Here is a 15,616-nt window from a genome sequence, read left to right as displayed (position 1 = left end):
GGCCCATGCCCGTGACCCGGGCCTGGATGGCGCCCGACGGACGTCGCCGAGCGAGGGTGGGGCAGACCAGCACCAGGACGATCCCGGCCGGGTCCAAAAGCGACGGCCCGGATCCCCGCGAGCGATGGCCGCGGGCACTATGGCGGCCGCTACACACGGAGATGCACCTTTCATTCCATCTGGGTGCTTTCGTCATGCTTGACGGATATCGAGGAGCGGCTATGCTGGGCGGCACCCGCTGAAAACGGGGAACAGCGCAACGGGGGCAGTTTTGGAGTTTCAGTTTCTTGGCCCATTGGTCATGCGTTCCGGCAATTCCGCCATCCACATTTCCGGGGAGCGTAGCAAGAAATTGCTCGCCGGGCTTGTTGTCGAAACAAACCGCGATGTCACTATTGACCGTCTCATTGACATCGTATGGGGTGACGATTCACCGGTAACCGCCCGCCAGCAGATCCAGAACCGTCTCGGGCGCCTCCGGCTCGTGGTGTCCCGAAACGCCGTCGACCAACGGATCGTGCGGCACGGAAACCGCTACCAGCTGGAGTCTGCCGAGGAGCACGTGGACGGCCTGAGGTTTCGGCGGCTCTGCGCCGAGGCGGAGGTCGCCCGGCGGCGCGGCCAAACGGCACATGCCATCGCCATCCTTCGGCAAGGCCTGATGTTGTGGCGCGGAAACGCGATGGAGGACGTCCACTCCACCGCCCTACAGGTGGATGCGGTTCACTGGGAGGAATCCCGTCTCCGCGCGATCGAGAGCCTGGTGGCTCTCGAATTCGGCCGGGGGAATTGCGTGGCGACCATCCCGGAGTTACAGTCCTGGATCGCCGGTCACCCCTATCATGAGGGCCTGCATTGCCGACTGTCAGAGGCGCTGCATGAGGCAGGACGGACGGCGGAGGCTCTCGCCGTCATCCGTGATCTACGGCATCGGCTCGACGCAGACCTGGGCATCGCACCCGGCGCCGCAGTCAACGAACTCGAGCGGCGGACCCTCGTCGGCCAAGAGATGACGCCGCAAGCCGGCGTCCAGCTCGACCGGGAGGCAGCGGAGGCGCTGCGTCGGGCCCTGACGGAGACGACGCGCGCGCTGTCCATCCTGACCACGGCCCTGGCTTGAGCGAAGCCATCTGCGGCAGGGTCCGCCATTGGGGCTACACCCGAGACGACGACGGCGGCGGCCGAACCAGTGACTCGACCGCCGTCGGCAGGCCCTGCCTCAGCAGGTCTGCCGCGTCTGCGGGGCGCTGCAACGGTTCTGGTCTACTCCAGCACGTCATCGACGCATTGAAATGTAGGTACTGAGTCGACAACGGGACCTCTGGTGAACGGAAAGCTCGTGAAGAGCTAACCCGATCTCCCAGAGGTCCCGTTGCCATTCACTCCACCACGCCGGGTACGGCGATCCGCTTGCCCCGGCCAGAACGCTCAACTCCGCGGTGTTGCCCTGCAGGCCGGTGTGCCCGGCCCTGCCGCCGGGCTCAGTACTTGGAGGTGTACCACGTCCCAGAACCGGCGGTCGCCTCCGCGCGGGCCAGCAGGCCCGCGTCGTTGACCATCATTGTGTAATAGGAGCCCGCGAAGCCGCTGTACGAGGTTCGGACCCGTCCGTCGGAGTAGTAGCTCCGGACCGTCGGGTAGTAGAAGTCGGAGCTGACCCGGGCCCAGGCGGTACGGCAACGTGGGCTGTATCGCAGCTCCAGGTTGATGCCACTCGTGTTCTGCGCCGCGGTGATGGCGTCCTCAGCGCAGGTGTAGTAGTCGGAGCCGTTGTAGTAGATCTTGTAGGTGGCGGGGTTCCTGCCATCACAGGACGACCCGCAGCCGGACGTGGCCAGCGTGCTCGCCGCAATCATGGTGGCCTTCGCCGGATCCAGATCCGCTGCGCGGATCGTGGTGGCGGAACCGGTCGCCGTGGGCGCCGGGGCCGCCGACGCGGCTTGCGGGGCGGCGACGGCGGCGGAGAGGCACAACGCCAGCGCCGCACCGAGTTCGACGAGTCTTTTCTTCAGCATTACAACCTCCGGCTAGCTCAAGGGGATGCCGGTAGCCTGCTGTAGGAAGTCATCGAAGTATCATCACCTGCTCATCATCGGCACTTCGTCCGGACCAGCCGGGCTGCCGAAACGGCCGTGGCGCCGGCGAGGGTGCCACGCCACGTCCTCGGCACCGTCGAGGACGCCGCCGTCCGGGTCGTCGGAATAGGTGGTGCGGACCGCGTCCCGCTCGGGGTGCAGGATGTCCCGGATCACGAAGCCGCAGAGCACCGCCACCGTGATCAGCCGGAGGCTGGCGGCCAGCACGAAGACGCCCTCGGGGAACACCGGCCGGCTGGTGGCCGTGCCGAGCAGCTCGCCGTAGAAGGCGGCGAAGTAGCAGACCTCGGCGATCTGCCAGGCCAGGAACGCGCCCCACCGCGGCCGGGCGAGGACGGCCAGCGGGAGCAGCCAGAGCACGAACTGCTGGGACCACACCTTGCTGAAGATCAGGAAGGCGGCGACCACCAGGAAGGCGAGCTGCGCGAGCCGGGGCCGGCGCGGCGCGAACAGCGCCAGCGCGGCCACCCCGAGGCACGCCAGTCCGAAGAGGAGGTACGACACCCAGTTCAGGGTGGGGATGTTGGCGTTCAGCCATTCGAAGGGCCCGAGGTCACCGGGGCTCGACGGGCTGATCTTGCCGTCCAGGTACCGGCCGATGTACCAGAGGGTGCCCCAGTCGATGGGGCGGGTGGTGTTCAGGTCGAAGAAGCGGTACCAGCTCTGCCAGTAGGGAATCGCCACCGGCAGGTTCACCAGCACCACCGTCGCCGCGGCCGTGATGATGGAGAGCAGGGCGGCCCAGACCCGGCCGGCGCGGATCGCGAGCACCAGGATCGGCCCGAGGAGGAACAGCGGCCACAGCTTCGCCGCGCCGCCGAGTCCGATCAGCACCCCGGCCAGGGCGGCCAGCACGGCACCGGTCAGGTCGGCTCTGGTCCGCGCCCAGGCCAGGAGCCCCAGCGTGGCCAGCCCGACGGCGAGCAGGTCCCAGTTGACGGTGGCGGTGAGCAGCAGCGCGGGGGAGAGCGCGAAGAGCGCCGCGTCCCACGGTCGCCGTCGGCGCAGGGCGAGGATCACCGCCACGGTGGCCACGCCGAGCGCGCTGAGCACCAGGGCGTTGAGGTTGTAGAACCACTGCCCCTGGTTGATGCTCGGGTCGTCCGCGCCGAGGGCGTGCACCGGCAGCCCGAGCGCCCCCATGAAGTAGCCGGTCAGCACCGGGTACTCCACCGGGTGGTCGGCGTAGGGCACCTTGCCCTTGTTGAGTCCCTCGGCGTAGTAGAGCGCCAGCACGTCGGTGTAGCACATCCGCGTGTACTGCGTGTTGTTCTGCCAGGCGCCGTCCTGGCAGGGCGACTTCTGCACCCAGTGCAGGGCGAGCGTCAGGCAGGCCAGGGCCAGCACGATCCGCGCGGCGGTCCAGAACCGGCCCTCGCGGCCGGCCGGCCGATCCAGGGCGACCGCGTGGTCGCCCAGCGGACCGCCGATCAACTCGGAGGCCCCGCGGACGAAGCCGTCCGAGCGGGACGGGTGGTCGGTGGTCCCGGTCGACTGGGTGCTCATGGAGAGGCATCCTGCCGTACGTCGGGCCTCCCCGTCCTGTCCCGGCGGGAGATTCCGGTACCCGGAAACGGCGACGGCGGCCGGGCCAAGGGGCCCGACCGCCGCCGTCCGGCGCTGCCGTCAGTACGTCTGGCGTGGTGGCTCGCTGGGCAGGATGCCCCCACCGGTGCCGCCGTTGCCGCCGCCGCCCGGCCCACGGGGGTCGGTCGGGGTGCCCGGTCCGGTGTTGCCGCCGTTGTTACCGCCGCCCGGGCAGAACAGGCCGAGCGGGTCGCAGCCCGGCTGCTGCGGCGGGAACGTCGGCTCGGGCTGCGGCATCTCACCGTTGCCGGTGTCGTCCTTGCCGACGTGCGCAGCGTCCGGGAAGTCCATCTTCTCCTGGCCCTTGAGAGCCTCGTTCATGAAGCGCTGGAAGATGGCGCCCGGCATGCTGGCGCCGCTGATGTTGTTGCCGTTCTTGTCCTTGATCGCCTTGCGATTATCCTTGTTGCCGACCCAGACGGCGGTGGCGAGCTGCGGCGTGTAGCCGATCATCCAGGCGTCACCGTTGGCCAAGGGCTGCTTCGGGTCGCCGAGCTCCCAGGTACCGGTCTTCTCGGCGGCCTTGCGGCCGTCGTCGAGCCGACGGTTGACGGCGGCCGGGTACTTTTCCAGCACCGAGGTGACGTCCGCGACGACGTCCTTCCTGATCCGCTGCTGCGGCTTCAGCGTGGCACCGCCGACCGTCACCCACTTGCCCGTTTTCGGGTCCTGCTTCTGCACCTTCTTGACGAAGTGCGCCTTGTTGTAGACACCACGGTTGGCGAAGGTGGCGACGCCATTGGCGTGGTCCAGCACGGTGATCGGGTACTGGCCGTAGCCGAGCACGTGGTAGAAGGGCGCTGGCGCCAGCTTCTTCGGGTCGGCCTTGGTGAGGTCGTATTCCTTCACCGGGTTGTCGCCCCACATCATCGTGACACCGGCCTTCTTGGCCATGTCGAGCACCTTGTCCGGGCCGATCTGCTCGGTGATGTAGTAGAACGGCACGTTGAGTGACTTCAGTGTCGACTGCTCAAGGGTGCAGGAGTCGCCACAGGAGGCGTCGTGGCCGGCGTTGCTGATCGGATTATCGAAGCCCTCTGGCTTGAACGACTTGCCCTTCCAGCGTGACTTGATGGAGATGTCATTCTCGAGCGCCGCTGCCAGGGTATAGATCTTGAAGCTCGAACCCGGGGAGTGACCACCGCTGACCACACCGCCATCGACGTTCTTGCCGGCAAAGTCCGTGCCGGTGCCGTTGTCACCGCCGTAGTACGCGCGTACCTCACCGTTCCTGGGGTCGATGGACACCACAGCCGCCATCAGGTTCCCCGGCTGCTTGTAGAGCTCGGAGCCCTTCCTGGCCCGCTGGGCCGCGTCGAGCGCCGCCTCCTGCGTCTTCGTGTCGATGGTGGTGGTGACCCGGTAACCGCCCCGGCTCAACGCCTGCGAGCAGAGCGGCTTCTCCGGAGTGGCCGCGGCCTCATCGCTCGTGCACAGGTTCATCTCGCGCATTTCCTGCGAGACGTAGTTGATCACGTTGCCGTACGGCGTGTTGACGCCGAAGTCCGCGCCGTTGTTCTTGGTGGGCTTCTTGAGGGTCTTCGTCGGGTACTCGGTGGGGTGCGTCGGCATGTTGGGCGCATCCAGCCACTTCTCGGCGATCATGCCGTTGATGACGTAGTTCCACCGGTCCAGCGCGGCCTCCGGGTTGATTGCCGGGTCGTAGCCACGGTGCGTCGCGCTCGGCTCGGGCTGCTTGATCACCGCAGCGAGCACCGCGGCCTCCGCCACGGTCAGCTTGGACACGTCCTTGTTGAAGTAGGTCTGCGCCGCCGCCTGGATGCCGTACGCGCCGCGGCCGAAATAGACGACGTTCAGGTAGTGCTGCATGATCGTCGGCTTGTCGTACTTGTCGTTCAGCTTGGAGGCGAGGATCGCCTCCTTCACCTTGCGCCCGTACGTGTCCTGGTTGAGGTTGTCGAAAGCGTTGCGGGCGTACTGCTGGGTGATGGTCGAGGCACCCTGCTTGTCGCCGCCGGTGAAGTTGTTCCAGGCGGCCCGGACGATGCCCTTGTAGTCCACCCCGGAGTGCCGGTAGAAGTTGCGGTCCTCGGCGGCGGCCACCGCGTGCTGGACCCACTCCGGGATCTGGTTGATGGTGACCAGCTGCCGGTTCTGGTCGCCGATCTTGGCGATGGCGACCTTGCCGGTGTTGTCGTAGATGGTGGTCGACAGCGGCGGGATGGTGTCCTCGGGGAGGATGACGTTGGTCGAGTACCAGGTGAAGCCGACCACGCCGATGCCGGCGAGCATGATGAAGACCGCGAAGCCGGCGATCAGGATGTTGATCCGGCGGCGCTTCTTCGCGCGGGCCGCCGCGTTCGGGTCGTCACCGCGACCGCCGCGACCACCCCGGCCCGGGCCGCTCGGGCCACCGGGGCCACCCGGACCGCCGCCCGCCATGCCGGGGACACCGGCACGGGCCACCGTGGCCCGGCCGCCGACGGCCGCCGAGCCGACGCTCGCCCGGCCAGCCGTACCCACGCTGGCCGCACCGACCGATGCGCGCCCGGCGGGACCTGCCGGGGAGACCGGAACCGAGGCGCGGCCGGCACCGGCTCGGCCGGAGGCGCCACCGGGGGCCGGCGAGACGGGCACCGAGGCGCGGCCCGGGCCGGCTCGACCGACCGAGGCGGAGCCGGCGGCGCCGTGCGGTGCCGGGGCGGAACCGCCGACGGAGGCGCGCCCGCCCGATCCGCCACGCGGCGTCGCGGAGGCGCGGGCCGAGGCACCGTGCTCCGACCCGGATGACCAACCGTTCCCGCGCGGGCTCCCTCCGGAACCGGGGTCACCGTTCGGGCCCGGGATCTGGGCCCGCCCACGCGAAGAACTGGGATCGCCGTAGTTCATTCCTCACACCCTGCCGGTCGCGGTGGGGCGCGGTCGCGCCGCCACCGGGTTGCCGTGAGATGGAACACGAGACGCTACACCCTGGGCGTGCCGGGGCGCAGCCGTCAAATCCGAGCTAATCGGACCAATCAGACTTGGCAGCTGTCGGGTATGCCACCCGCCGGAGGAGCGGGGGCCGACCGGGACAGCCGAATTCACCGTTGCGCCTCTCGCCTTCGACGAGGGGTCGAACCTGCCGGCGCGGACGAGCCGCTCACCGCCTCCTGCTCCGACCCGTCCTCCGCGCCGCCGGCCAGCCCGTCCCGGCCGAGCAGGTACTGCTCGACGAGATGGTTCCAGGCACACCCGGGGCACACCTCCACCACGAAGACCTGGAACTCACGCAGCGTCATCGCCAGGACGGGCAACTCGGCCCGGGTACGCGCCTGGCCGGCGGACTGCTTGAGTTCGTCTCCGTAAATGTAGTGGACGTGGATGAGGTTCTCGCTGCGACAGATCGGGCAGCGTTCCTCGGTCGGCTCGCCATGGAAGCGAGCGGCGTTCTTCAGGTACGGCGAGGCGTCGCAGACGTCGTACGTACCGGTCCGGCCGGCGAGGAGCTCACGCAGCACCGCTCGCTTCTGGAGCGAGTAGTCGACGACCTGGCGCTGCGTACGCATGCGGCAAAGGGTACGCGGTCCGGCGGGACGAGGCGACCACCGTCACGATCCGTGATGACACCTTCTCGAAACCGGGGGTTTGCCCTGATCATCGGTCTCCGCTAACGTGCGATGTATCGGTCCGATACATCGCGGCGGTTACGGCTCCGCGCCGGGGGTAAGAAGGGGTGGCCCGTGCTCGAGTTCGCCATCCTCGGCCTCCTGCAGGAGGCTCCGATGCACGGCTACGAGCTGCGCAAGGAGTTGACCGCCAAGCTCGGCGCGATCCGGGCGGCGATCAGCTACGGCTCGCTCTACCCGACCCTGCGCCGGCTGCAGGCGGCGGGATGGATCACCGAAGCCGCCGAGACACCCGCGACCGCCGAGGAGGTTCCCGCCCTGACGAGCCGACGCGGTCGCGTGGTCTACACCATTACCGCGGAGGGCAAGGAACGCTTCGCCCAGCTCATAGCGCAGGCTGGGCCCGAGACGTACGACGACACGGGCTTCGGAGTGCACTTCGCGTTCTTCGCCCGGACCGACCAGGCCACCCGGCTCCGGATCCTGGAAGGTCGCCGTCGGAAGATCGAGGAACGTCGCGAAGGCCTTCGTGATGTGCTCGGCCGGGCAGCCGAGCGGCTCGACGCGTACACGCTGGAACTGCAACGCCACGGGCTCGACGCCTGTGAGCGCGAGGTCCGCTGGCTGGAGGAGCTCATCGCCAACGAGCGCTCCGGCCGAGCCCCGACGGTCCCGGAACCCGGGACGGCCGGCGGCCGACGAGATAACGACAGCCCGCCCCCGCCTGGAGAGTCCAGGAAAGAGCGGCCGTGATGAAGAAGAAGGAGGCAGACGCTATGGGCTCCGTCCGCGTCGCCATCGTCGGTGTGGGTAACTGCGCCTCGTCCCTCGTGCAGGGCGTGGAGTACTACCGGAACGCCGACCCGAACGACCGCGTCCCGGGTCTCATGCACGTCACCTTCGGCGACTACCACGTCTCGGACGTGAAGTTCGTCGCGGCGTTCGACGTGGACGCCAAGAAGGTGGGCATGGACCTCGCCGAGGCCATCGTGGCCAGCGAGAACAACACCATCAAGCTGTGCGACGTGCCGCCGACCGGCGTCACCGTGCAGCGCGGCCCGACCTTCGACGGTCTCGGCCAGTACTACCGCGAGATCATCGAAGAGTCGGACTCGGAGCCGGTCGACGTGGCGCAGGCGCTGCGCGACGCGCAGGTCGACGTGGTCGTCTCCTACCTGCCGGTCGGCTCCGAGCAGGCCGACAAGTTCTACGCCCAGGCCGCGATCGACGCCGGCTGCGCGTTCGTGAACGCCCTGCCGGTCTTCATCGCCTCCGACCCGGAGTGGGCGAAGAAGTTCGAGGACGCGGGCCTGCCGATCGTCGGTGACGACATCAAGAGCCAGGTGGGCGCCACCATCGTGCACCGCGCCCTGGCGAAGCTCTTCGAGGACCGCGGGGTCGAGCTGCTGCGCACGTACCAGCTCAACTTCGGCGGCAACATGGACTTCATGAACATGCTGGAGCGCAACCGCCTGGTCTCCAAGAAGATCTCGAAGACCCAGTCGGTGACCTCCCAGATCCCGCACGAGATGCAGAAGAGCGACGTGCACATCGGGCCGTCCGACCACGTGCCGTGGCTCGACGACCGCAAGTGGGCGTACATCCGCCTGGAGGGCCGTTCCTTCGGTGACACCCCGCTCAACGCCGAGCTCAAGCTCGAGGTGTGGGACTCGCCGAACTCGGCCGGTGTCATCATCGACGCCGTCCGGGCCGCGAAGATCGCACTGGACCGGAAGATCGGTGGCCCGATCCTCTCCGCCTCCTCGTACTTCATGAAGTCCCCGCCGAAGCAGTACGCCGACCACGACGCGCACGCCGCCGTCGAGGCGTTCATCAAGGGCGAGGTCGAGCGCTGACGCGCTGACACGTAGGAAAGAGGCCGGGTCCGTGCGGACCCGGCCTCTTTCGTCGGCCTACGTCAGGACCAGGCGCGCTGGAGCGCCACCGCCGCTTCGAGTTCCAGCAGCGTCACCTTCCGCGGCAGCCCGCCGCCGAAGCCGACCAGCTTGCCGCCCGCCCCGACGATCCGGTGGCAGGGCACGATCACCGGCACCGGGTTGCGGTTGCAGGCCACCCCGACCGCCCGGGCCGCCCCCGGGTCACCGACCGCCTTCGCCACCTCGCCGTAGGTGAGCGTCTCGCCGTAGGGGATGCGGGTCATCTCCCGCCACACCGCGCGCTCGAACTCCGACCCGCGCGTCACCCCGACCGGCACGGTGAACTCGGTCAGCTCCCCGGCGAAGTAGGCACGCAGCTCGGCCAGCGCCCGGCCGGCCACCGCGTCGCCGGGCTGCTCGGTGGCCGACTCCACCCGGCCGAAGTGCGCCGCACGGACGGCCTCGCCGTCCGTGGCGACGGAGAACTCCCCGATCGGCGAGTCGAGCACGGTCCAACGCATGGTTCCCATTCTTCTCCCGCGGTGCGACGAAGTCCGCACCGCCCGGGTAGCGAGCTGGTCGATCTTGGGTGGACCGTCGCGCCACGCTGACCGTTCGGCCGGCCCGTGACGTTGCACGATGTCGATACCGTGCAGGTCGTGGCCACGGGGACGCTCATCTTTCTGATCATCGGCGGGGCGGGGGTCGGGGTGCTGGCCCTCGCCCTGGTCGGCGGAGGACTGCTCCACATCGGCCATCCGGACGTCGACGGTCCGGTGTCGCTGGAGGCGGTCGCCGGATTCGCCGGCGCGTTCGGCTTCGGCGCCGCGATCGTCAACGAACTGGTCGGTGGGCGTACCCCGGGGATGATCGCGGCGGCGGCGGCCGGCGGCGCGCTCGCCGCGGCGCCCACCGCGTGGCTGGCGGCCCGGCTCAGCCGGGCGGCCCGGAACATGCGCACCGACGCCACCCCCACCCGCGACCACCTGGTCGGCGCGACCGGCCTGGTGGTCACCCCGGTCCCCGCCGAGGGCTACGGCGAGGTCCGGATCCGCCTGGCCGGCCAGCCGGTCAAGCTCAACGCCCGCGCCGACCGTCCGCTGCCGGTCGGCGCCCGGATCTTCGTGGTCGAAGCCCTCAGCGAGACCAGCGTGCACGTCGAGACCTACTGAACCCCCTTCGCACAGACGGGAACTCCCATGCCCCTGCTCGTCGCCATCGGCGGCGCGGTCCTCCTCGCCGTCCTCCTCGTCCTCTTCGTGCTCTCCCGGATCAAGGTGGCCGGCCCGAACGAGGCGTTCATCGTCACCGGCCGCAAGGGCCGCACCACCCAGACCGCCGACGGCGGCCGCTCCACCGACATGTCCGGGCAGAAGGTCGTGCTCGGCGCCTCGGTCTTCGTCCTGCCGGTGGTGCAGAAGCTCCAGTCGCTCGACCTGTCCAGCCGCCGGATCGACGTCGGCATCAAGGGCGCGGTGAGCAAGCAGGGCATCCGCACCGAGCTGCACGGCGTGGCGATCGTCAAGGTCGGCGGCACGGAGGACGCGATCCGCGCCTCCGCCCAGCGGTTCCTGCACCAGCAGGACGAGATCGACAACTTCACCCGGGAGGTGCTGGCCGGTGCCCTCCGCTCGATCGTCGGCCGGCTCACCGTCGAGGAGATCATCCGGGACCGGGCGGCGTTCGCCAGCGCGGTCGCCGAGGAGGCCGAGCACTCGATGACCAACCAGGGCCTGGTGCTGGACACCTTCCAGCTCCAGGACATCCTGGCCGAGGGCTCGTACCTGCAGGACCTGGGTCGGCCGGAGGCGGCCCGGGTGCTCAAGGACGCCGCCATCGCCGAGGCGCGGGCCCGGCAACAGGCCGAGCAGGAGCGGCTGCTCGCCGAGGAGGCCATCGCCGAGGCGAACCGGAACCTGGCGCTCAAGCAGGCCGCCATCCAGGCGGAGATCGACGCGGCCAAGGCGAAGTCGGCGGCGGCCGGCCCGCTCGCCCAGGCGGAGCGGGACCAGGCGATCCTCACCGAGCAGCAGAAGGTGGCCGAGCGGAACGCCGAGCTGAAGCAGCGCCAGCTCGACACCGAGGTGCGCAAGCCGGCCGACGCGGCCCGCTACAAGGTCGAGCAGGAGGCCGAGGCGTCCCGCAACGCGGCGGTGCTCACCGCCGACGCGCAGCGGCAGGCCACCATCGCCGCCGCCCAGGCCGCCGCCGAGCAGGCCCGGCTCACCGGTGAGGGCGAGCGGGCCCGCCGGGCCGCGCTGGCCGAGGCGAACGCGATCGAGGGCGCCAAGGAGGGTGAGGCCGAGCAGCGCCGGCGCAGCGCGATCGCCGAGGCGATCGAGCGCGAGGGCCAGGCCGAGGCCGCGGCCACCCTGGCCAAGGGGCAGGCCGAGGCAGAGGCGATGGCCCGCAAGGCCGAGGCGTTCGCCGCGTACGGCGAGGCGGCGGTGCTGGACCTGCTGGTCAAGGTGCTGCCGCAGGTGGTCGAGGCGGCCAGCGCCCCGATCGGTGCCATCGACAAGATGACGGTGATCTCGACCGACGGTGCGTCCTCGCTGACGAAGTCGGTGGCCGGGAACGTGGCGCAGGGCCTCCAGCTCGGCAGCGACCTCACCGGCATCGACCTGGCCGGCCTGCTCGCCAAGCTGGGCGGGGCGCACCGCAACGGCGCCACCAAGCCGGCCGTCGACGCCTGACCGGCAGGTGAGGAAGGCCCCCCGGTTAACGCCTGGCGTTGTACCGGGGGGCCTTCTCAACCGTGGTCAGGAGGGAATGCCCTGCTCCCGGGCCCAGCGCAGCAGTTCCGCCTCGGCCTCCGCTCGGTCCAGCGGGCCGCGCTCCAGCCGCAGCTCCTTGAGGTGCTGCCAGGCCTTCCCCACGATCGGCCCCGGCGGTACGCCGAGCAGCTCCATGATCGCGTTGCCGTCCAGGTCGGGGCGGACCCGGGCCAGGTCCTCCTCGGCGGCGATCCGGGAGATCCGCTCCTCCAGCGCGTCGTAGTCGGCGGCGAGCTGGGCCGCCTTGCGCCGGTTGCGGGTGGTGCAGTCCGACCGGGTCAGCTTGTGCAGGCGGGGCAGCAGGTCACCGGCGTCGGTGACGTACCGGCGCACCGCCGAGTCGGTCCACTCGCCCCGGCCGTACCCGTAGAAGCGCAGGTGCAGGCCGACCAGCTTGACCACCTGCGCGGTGACGTCCTTGGGGTAGCGCAGCGCCTTCATCCGGGCCTTGGTCAGCCGGGCGCCCACCACCTCGTGGTGGTGGAAGCTGACCCGGGCGTCCGCGCCGACGGCCTTGGTGGCCGGCTTGCCGACGTCGTGCATCAGGGCGGCCATCCGCAGCACGAAGTCGCAGCCGTCCTCCTCCATCGACACGGCGTTGCTGACCACGGTCAGCGTGTGCTCGTAGACGTCCTTGTGCTGGGCGTGCTCGTCGATCTCCAGCTTCAGCCCGATCAGCTCGGGCAGGAAGTGCTCGGCCAGCCCGGTGTCGACCAGCAGCCGCAGCCCGGTGACCGGATCGGCGCCGCAGAGCAGCTTGGTGAACTCGTCCCGGATCCGCTCGGCGGTGATCCGGTCCAGGTCGGCGGCCATCCGGGTCATCGCCTCGCGGACGTCCGGGTGGACCGTGAAGCGGAGCTGGGCGGCGAACCGGGCCGCGCGCAGCATCCGCAGCGGGTCGTCACCGAAGGACTCGCGGGGCGTGCCCGGGGTACGGATGACCTTGGCGGCCAGGTCGGCCAGGCCGCCGTACGGGTCGGTGAACCGATGCTCGGGGACGCTGACCGCCATCGCGTTGACGGTGAAGTCCCGGCGCTTCAGGTCGTCGACCAGGCTGGTGCCGTACTCGACGATCGGGTTCCGGCTCACCTGGTCGTACGCCTCGGCGCGGAAGGTGGTGATCTCCAGGGTGAGCCCGTCGCGCTGGCAGGCGATGGTGCCGAACTCCCGCCCGGTCTCCCAGATCGACTCGGCCCAGCCCCGGATGACCGCCAGCGTCTGGTCGGGGTGGGCGTCGGTGCAGAAGTCGAGATCGTGCCCGAGGCGGCCGAGCAGCGCGTCCCGGACGGAGCCGCCCACCAGGTGCAGTTCGTGACCGGCCCTGGCGAAGCGCCGGCCCAGCTCGTCGGCGACCGGCGAGACGCGGAGCAGTTCGGCGACGGCGTTGCGCTGGGCGGTGGTCAGCTCACGGCGGTCGGCGGCGTGGGATGCGGAGGCTTCGGACATGGGATCGCCAGCCTATCGGGCCTCGACGGGTGGAACTGCGCCGGGCGCGGGTACGCGGTCGAGGTTGGCTAGTGTCTCGGGTGTGCGGGCCCGGACGTCCGGCTCCGACGTACCCCTTGGAGGCTGGAGATGAGCGGCGGGCTCTACCGCAGCGCCAACGCGCACGGCGGCGGCCAGCCGCCGGACGACGAGGCGACCTTCATCTCCGCCGAGCCGCTGAACCAGCCGGGCGTCGAGGCCACGGCGCCGCCGCAGGAGGTGGTCGCGGAGACCAGCGCCGCCGCGAACAGCGCGGTGATGGCGATCGGCAGCCTGGTCAGCCGGGGTACCGGCTTCGTCCGCAACCTGATGATCGGCGCCGCCCTCGGCAACGCGGTCGGCAACGCGTACACCACCGCCCAGTTCCTGCCGAACCAGGTGTACGAGTTCCTGCTCGGTGGGGTGCTCACCAGCGTGCTGATCCCGGTGCTGGTCCGCCGCCGCAAGACCGACCCGGACCGGGGCGAGGCGTACGCCCAGCGGCTGCTCAGCCTGGCCGTGCTCGCCCTGGCCGCCGCCGCCCTGATCGCGGTGATCCTCGCCCCGGTCATCACCGCGATCTACGCCAGCGGCAAGGACGCCGCGTACACCGGACTGGTCAACGACCTGTCCTACCTGATGCTGCCGATGCTCTTCTTCACCGGCGTGAGCGCGCTGATCGCGGCGGTGCTGAACACCCGGGGGCACTTCGCCGCCCCGATGTGGGCACCGATCCTCAACAACCTGGTGGTCGTCGGCGTCCTCGGCCTCTACATCGGGGTCTACGGGGCCAAAGCGCTCCGGCCGGACCAGATGACCGCCGGGCGGATCCTGCTGGTCGGCGGCGGCACCCTGCTCGGCGTGGCGGTGCAGGCCGCCGGCCTGCTGCCGGCGCTGCGCAAGGTCGGCTTCCGGTGGAAGTGGCGCTTCGACTTCCGCGAACTGGGCCTGCGCGAGCTGGCCCGGCTCGGCGGCTGGATGTTCTGCTACGTGGGGGTCAACCAGCTCGGCCTCTTCGTGGTGGTCAACCTGCTCACGCGGGCGGCCAGCGGAAAGAACGCGAACGCCGGCCTGCTGATCTACAACAACGTTTTCCTGCTGCTGATGATGGCGCACGGCATCATCGCCGTCTCGATCATCACCGCGCTGATGCCCCGGATGAGCGCCGCCGCCGCCGAGGGCCGGTTCCGCGACGTCACCGCCGACCTGTCCCGGGGCACCCGGATGGTCACCGCGGTCCTCGCCCCGGTCGCCGTCTGCTACGCGGTGCTGGCCGGCCCGATCGCCGTGGTGATCTTCCGGTACGGCGCTTTCACCGGGGAGAACGCGGTGGCCACCTCGACCGTGCTGCTGGTGGCGGCGGTCGGCCTGGTGCCGTTCGCGATCAGCCAGCTCTTCACCTTCGCCTTCTACGCGCTGCCGGACACCCGGACGCCGGCACTGGTCAACATCCCGGTGGTGGTGCTCCGGGTGATCCTCCAGGTCGGCCTCTTCCTCGCCTTCTCGGCCACCTTCGCGGCGGCCGGGATGATGCTCGGCAACGCCATCTCGTACGTCGCGGCGGCGGTGATCTCGGCGCTGCTGCTGCGGCCCCGGGTCGGCCGGATCGGGCTGGGCGGCATCATGCGGACCATGGGCCGGGTGGTCGTCGCCGCGCTGGGCGCGGCCCTGGTCGGCCTGCTGGTGGTCAAGCTGCTGCCCGGCGATCCGGCGAACCTGAGCTGGCTCGCCGCCGCCGTCCAACTGGTGATCGGCGGCGCCGTGATCGGCGCGACGTACCTCGGGCTGGCCATGGTGCTGCGGATCGGCGAGATCACCGAGGTGGTCGGCATGGTGCGCCGCCGGCTTGGCCGCTGACCGGCCGCGATGACGGACGGTGAACGAGGATCACCAGCCTGGGGATACGGCTGTGGATAACTCCGGCTTTCACCGCCCAGTGCAGCCCCTCGGCCTGTGGACAACCAACCGTAAGTACGAGGGCTGGTTGACCCGACCGGAGGAACCTGCAGACAGGTCGCGCGGCCGCCACACCGGTGCGCCCCTGCGCCGACTACTTGCCGTCAACCTCTAGATTGGCTGGAGCGTGTCGTCAGTGACGAGGCAGGACCCGGCCGAGGCCCGGCCGGGCGCCGTGGTCACTGGCGTACCGGCGGTTGCGGCGGGAAGATGACATGTCGGAGAACCGGGCATCCCGGGTAAGGTCGCTCTCGACGGGTACGGCAGGTGTCGACGCGGGCGTCTACACC

12 protein-coding genes are annotated in these 15,616 nt (G+C 70.0%); 6 read left to right on the top strand and 6 right to left on the bottom strand.

From position 1 onward, the window contains the following. Window positions 1-301 precede the first annotated feature (301 nt). Window positions 302-1,120 (top strand): AfsR/SARP family transcriptional regulator, encoded by an 819-nt coding sequence (locus Q2K19_RS11410; protein WP_302770305.1) that lies wholly within the window; start codon window positions 302-304, stop codon window positions 1,118-1,120. 361 nt (window positions 1,121-1,481) lie between these two features. Here Q2K19_RS11410 and Q2K19_RS11405 read toward each other — a convergent pair whose 3' ends face one another. The 4 genes from Q2K19_RS11405 to Q2K19_RS11390 all read right to left on the bottom strand — a co-directional run bounded on the left by Q2K19_RS11405 (window position 1,482) and on the right by Q2K19_RS11390 (window position 7,192). Then, window positions 1,482-2,015, bottom strand: coding sequence for a DUF2690 domain-containing protein (locus Q2K19_RS11405; protein WP_302770303.1), 534 nt, complete (start codon window positions 2,013-2,015; stop codon window positions 1,482-1,484). Between the two features lie 63 nt (window positions 2,016-2,078). Beyond that, window positions 2,079-3,602: a glycosyltransferase family 87 protein gene (locus tag Q2K19_RS11400; RefSeq protein ID WP_302770302.1), complete on the bottom strand. Its 1,524-nt coding sequence runs from the start codon at window positions 3,600-3,602 to the stop codon at window positions 2,079-2,081. A 120-nt stretch (window positions 3,603-3,722) separates the two neighbouring features. Continuing rightward, a complete protein-coding gene (locus Q2K19_RS11395; RefSeq protein WP_302770299.1) occupies window positions 3,723-6,533 on the bottom strand; it encodes a transglycosylase domain-containing protein in 2,811 nt (936 codons plus the stop codon). Between the two features lie 194 nt (window positions 6,534-6,727). Further along, window positions 6,728-7,192 carry a DUF5318 domain-containing protein gene (locus Q2K19_RS11390; protein WP_302770297.1) on the bottom strand — a complete coding sequence of 155 codons (465 nt, stop codon included), beginning with the start codon at window positions 7,190-7,192 and terminating at the stop codon, window positions 6,728-6,730. Between the two features lie 174 nt (window positions 7,193-7,366). On the opposite strand from Q2K19_RS11390, the gene Q2K19_RS11385 reads away from it, so the two are divergent. Together Q2K19_RS11385 and Q2K19_RS11380 are read left to right on the top strand one after the other, a co-directional pair. After that, window positions 7,367-8,005: a PadR family transcriptional regulator gene (locus tag Q2K19_RS11385; RefSeq protein ID WP_302770294.1), complete on the top strand. Its 639-nt coding sequence runs from the start codon at window positions 7,367-7,369 to the stop codon at window positions 8,003-8,005. A gap of 23 nt (window positions 8,006-8,028) precedes the next feature. Then, entirely contained in the window at window positions 8,029-9,108 is a 1,080-nt protein-coding gene (locus Q2K19_RS11380) for an inositol-3-phosphate synthase (protein WP_302770291.1), read from the top strand. A gap of 62 nt (window positions 9,109-9,170) precedes the next feature. Here Q2K19_RS11380 and Q2K19_RS11375 read toward each other — a convergent pair whose 3' ends face one another. Next, complete coding sequence (locus Q2K19_RS11375) at window positions 9,171-9,650, bottom strand: methylated-DNA--[protein]-cysteine S-methyltransferase (RefSeq protein ID WP_302770288.1); 480 nt, start codon at window positions 9,648-9,650, stop codon at window positions 9,171-9,173. 105 nt (window positions 9,651-9,755) lie between these two features. Between Q2K19_RS11375 and Q2K19_RS11370 the strand changes: the two genes are divergently transcribed. Then, window positions 9,756-10,301: a hypothetical protein gene (locus Q2K19_RS11370; RefSeq protein WP_302770286.1), complete on the top strand. Its 546-nt coding sequence runs from the start codon at window positions 9,756-9,758 to the stop codon at window positions 10,299-10,301. 27 nt (window positions 10,302-10,328) lie between these two features. Then, entirely contained in the window at window positions 10,329-11,825 is a 1,497-nt protein-coding gene (locus Q2K19_RS11365) for a flotillin family protein (protein ID WP_302770284.1), read from the top strand. Window positions 11,826-11,891: 66 nt separating this feature from the next. Here Q2K19_RS11365 and Q2K19_RS11360 read toward each other — a convergent pair whose 3' ends face one another. Next, window positions 11,892-13,352 carry a CCA tRNA nucleotidyltransferase gene (locus tag Q2K19_RS11360; protein WP_302770282.1) on the bottom strand — a complete coding sequence of 487 codons (1,461 nt, stop codon included), beginning with the start codon at window positions 13,350-13,352 and terminating at the stop codon, window positions 11,892-11,894. A gap of 129 nt (window positions 13,353-13,481) precedes the next feature. Between Q2K19_RS11360 and murJ the strand changes: the two genes are divergently transcribed. After that, on the top strand, window positions 13,482-15,227 hold the full coding sequence (murJ, locus tag Q2K19_RS11355) for a murein biosynthesis integral membrane protein MurJ (RefSeq protein ID WP_302770280.1): 1,746 nt from the start codon (window positions 13,482-13,484) through the stop codon (window positions 15,225-15,227). Window positions 15,228-15,616: the final 389 nt, after the last annotated feature.

The sequence above is a fragment of the Micromonospora sp. NBRC 110009 genome, assembly GCF_030518795.1.
In the GTDB taxonomy this organism is placed as follows: domain Bacteria; phylum Actinomycetota; class Actinomycetes; order Mycobacteriales; family Micromonosporaceae; genus Micromonospora.
Note: the sequence above shows the minus strand (reverse complement) of the source record. Positions and strands in the feature narration are given on the sequence as shown.

Bases quoted from the DNA above. Each gene is read 5' to 3' on its own strand.
- murJ (WP_302770280.1), top strand. From the start codon at position 13,482: ATGAGCGGCGGGCTCTACCGCAGCGCCAACGCGCACGGCGGCGGCCAG.
- Q2K19_RS11375 (WP_302770288.1), bottom strand. From the start codon at position 9,650: ATGCGTTGGACCGTGCTCGACTCGCCGATCGGGGAGTTCTCCGTCGCC.
- Q2K19_RS11400 (WP_302770302.1), bottom strand. From the start codon at position 3,602: ATGAGCACCCAGTCGACCGGGACCACCGACCACCCGTCCCGCTCGGAC.
- Q2K19_RS11405 (WP_302770303.1), bottom strand. From the start codon at position 2,015: ATGCTGAAGAAAAGACTCGTCGAACTCGGTGCGGCGCTGGCGTTGTGC.
- Q2K19_RS11380 (WP_302770291.1), top strand. From the start codon at position 8,029: ATGGGCTCCGTCCGCGTCGCCATCGTCGGTGTGGGTAACTGCGCCTCG.
- Q2K19_RS11395 (WP_302770299.1), bottom strand. From the start codon at position 6,533: ATGAACTACGGCGATCCCAGTTCTTCGCGTGGGCGGGCCCAGATCCCG.
- Q2K19_RS11410 (WP_302770305.1), top strand. From the start codon at position 302: ATGCGTTCCGGCAATTCCGCCATCCACATTTCCGGGGAGCGTAGCAAG.
- Q2K19_RS11360 (WP_302770282.1), bottom strand. From the start codon at position 13,352: ATGTCCGAAGCCTCCGCATCCCACGCCGCCGACCGCCGTGAGCTGACC.
- Q2K19_RS11365 (WP_302770284.1), top strand. From the start codon at position 10,329: ATGCCCCTGCTCGTCGCCATCGGCGGCGCGGTCCTCCTCGCCGTCCTC.
- Q2K19_RS11390 (WP_302770297.1), bottom strand. From the start codon at position 7,192: ATGCGTACGCAGCGCCAGGTCGTCGACTACTCGCTCCAGAAGCGAGCG.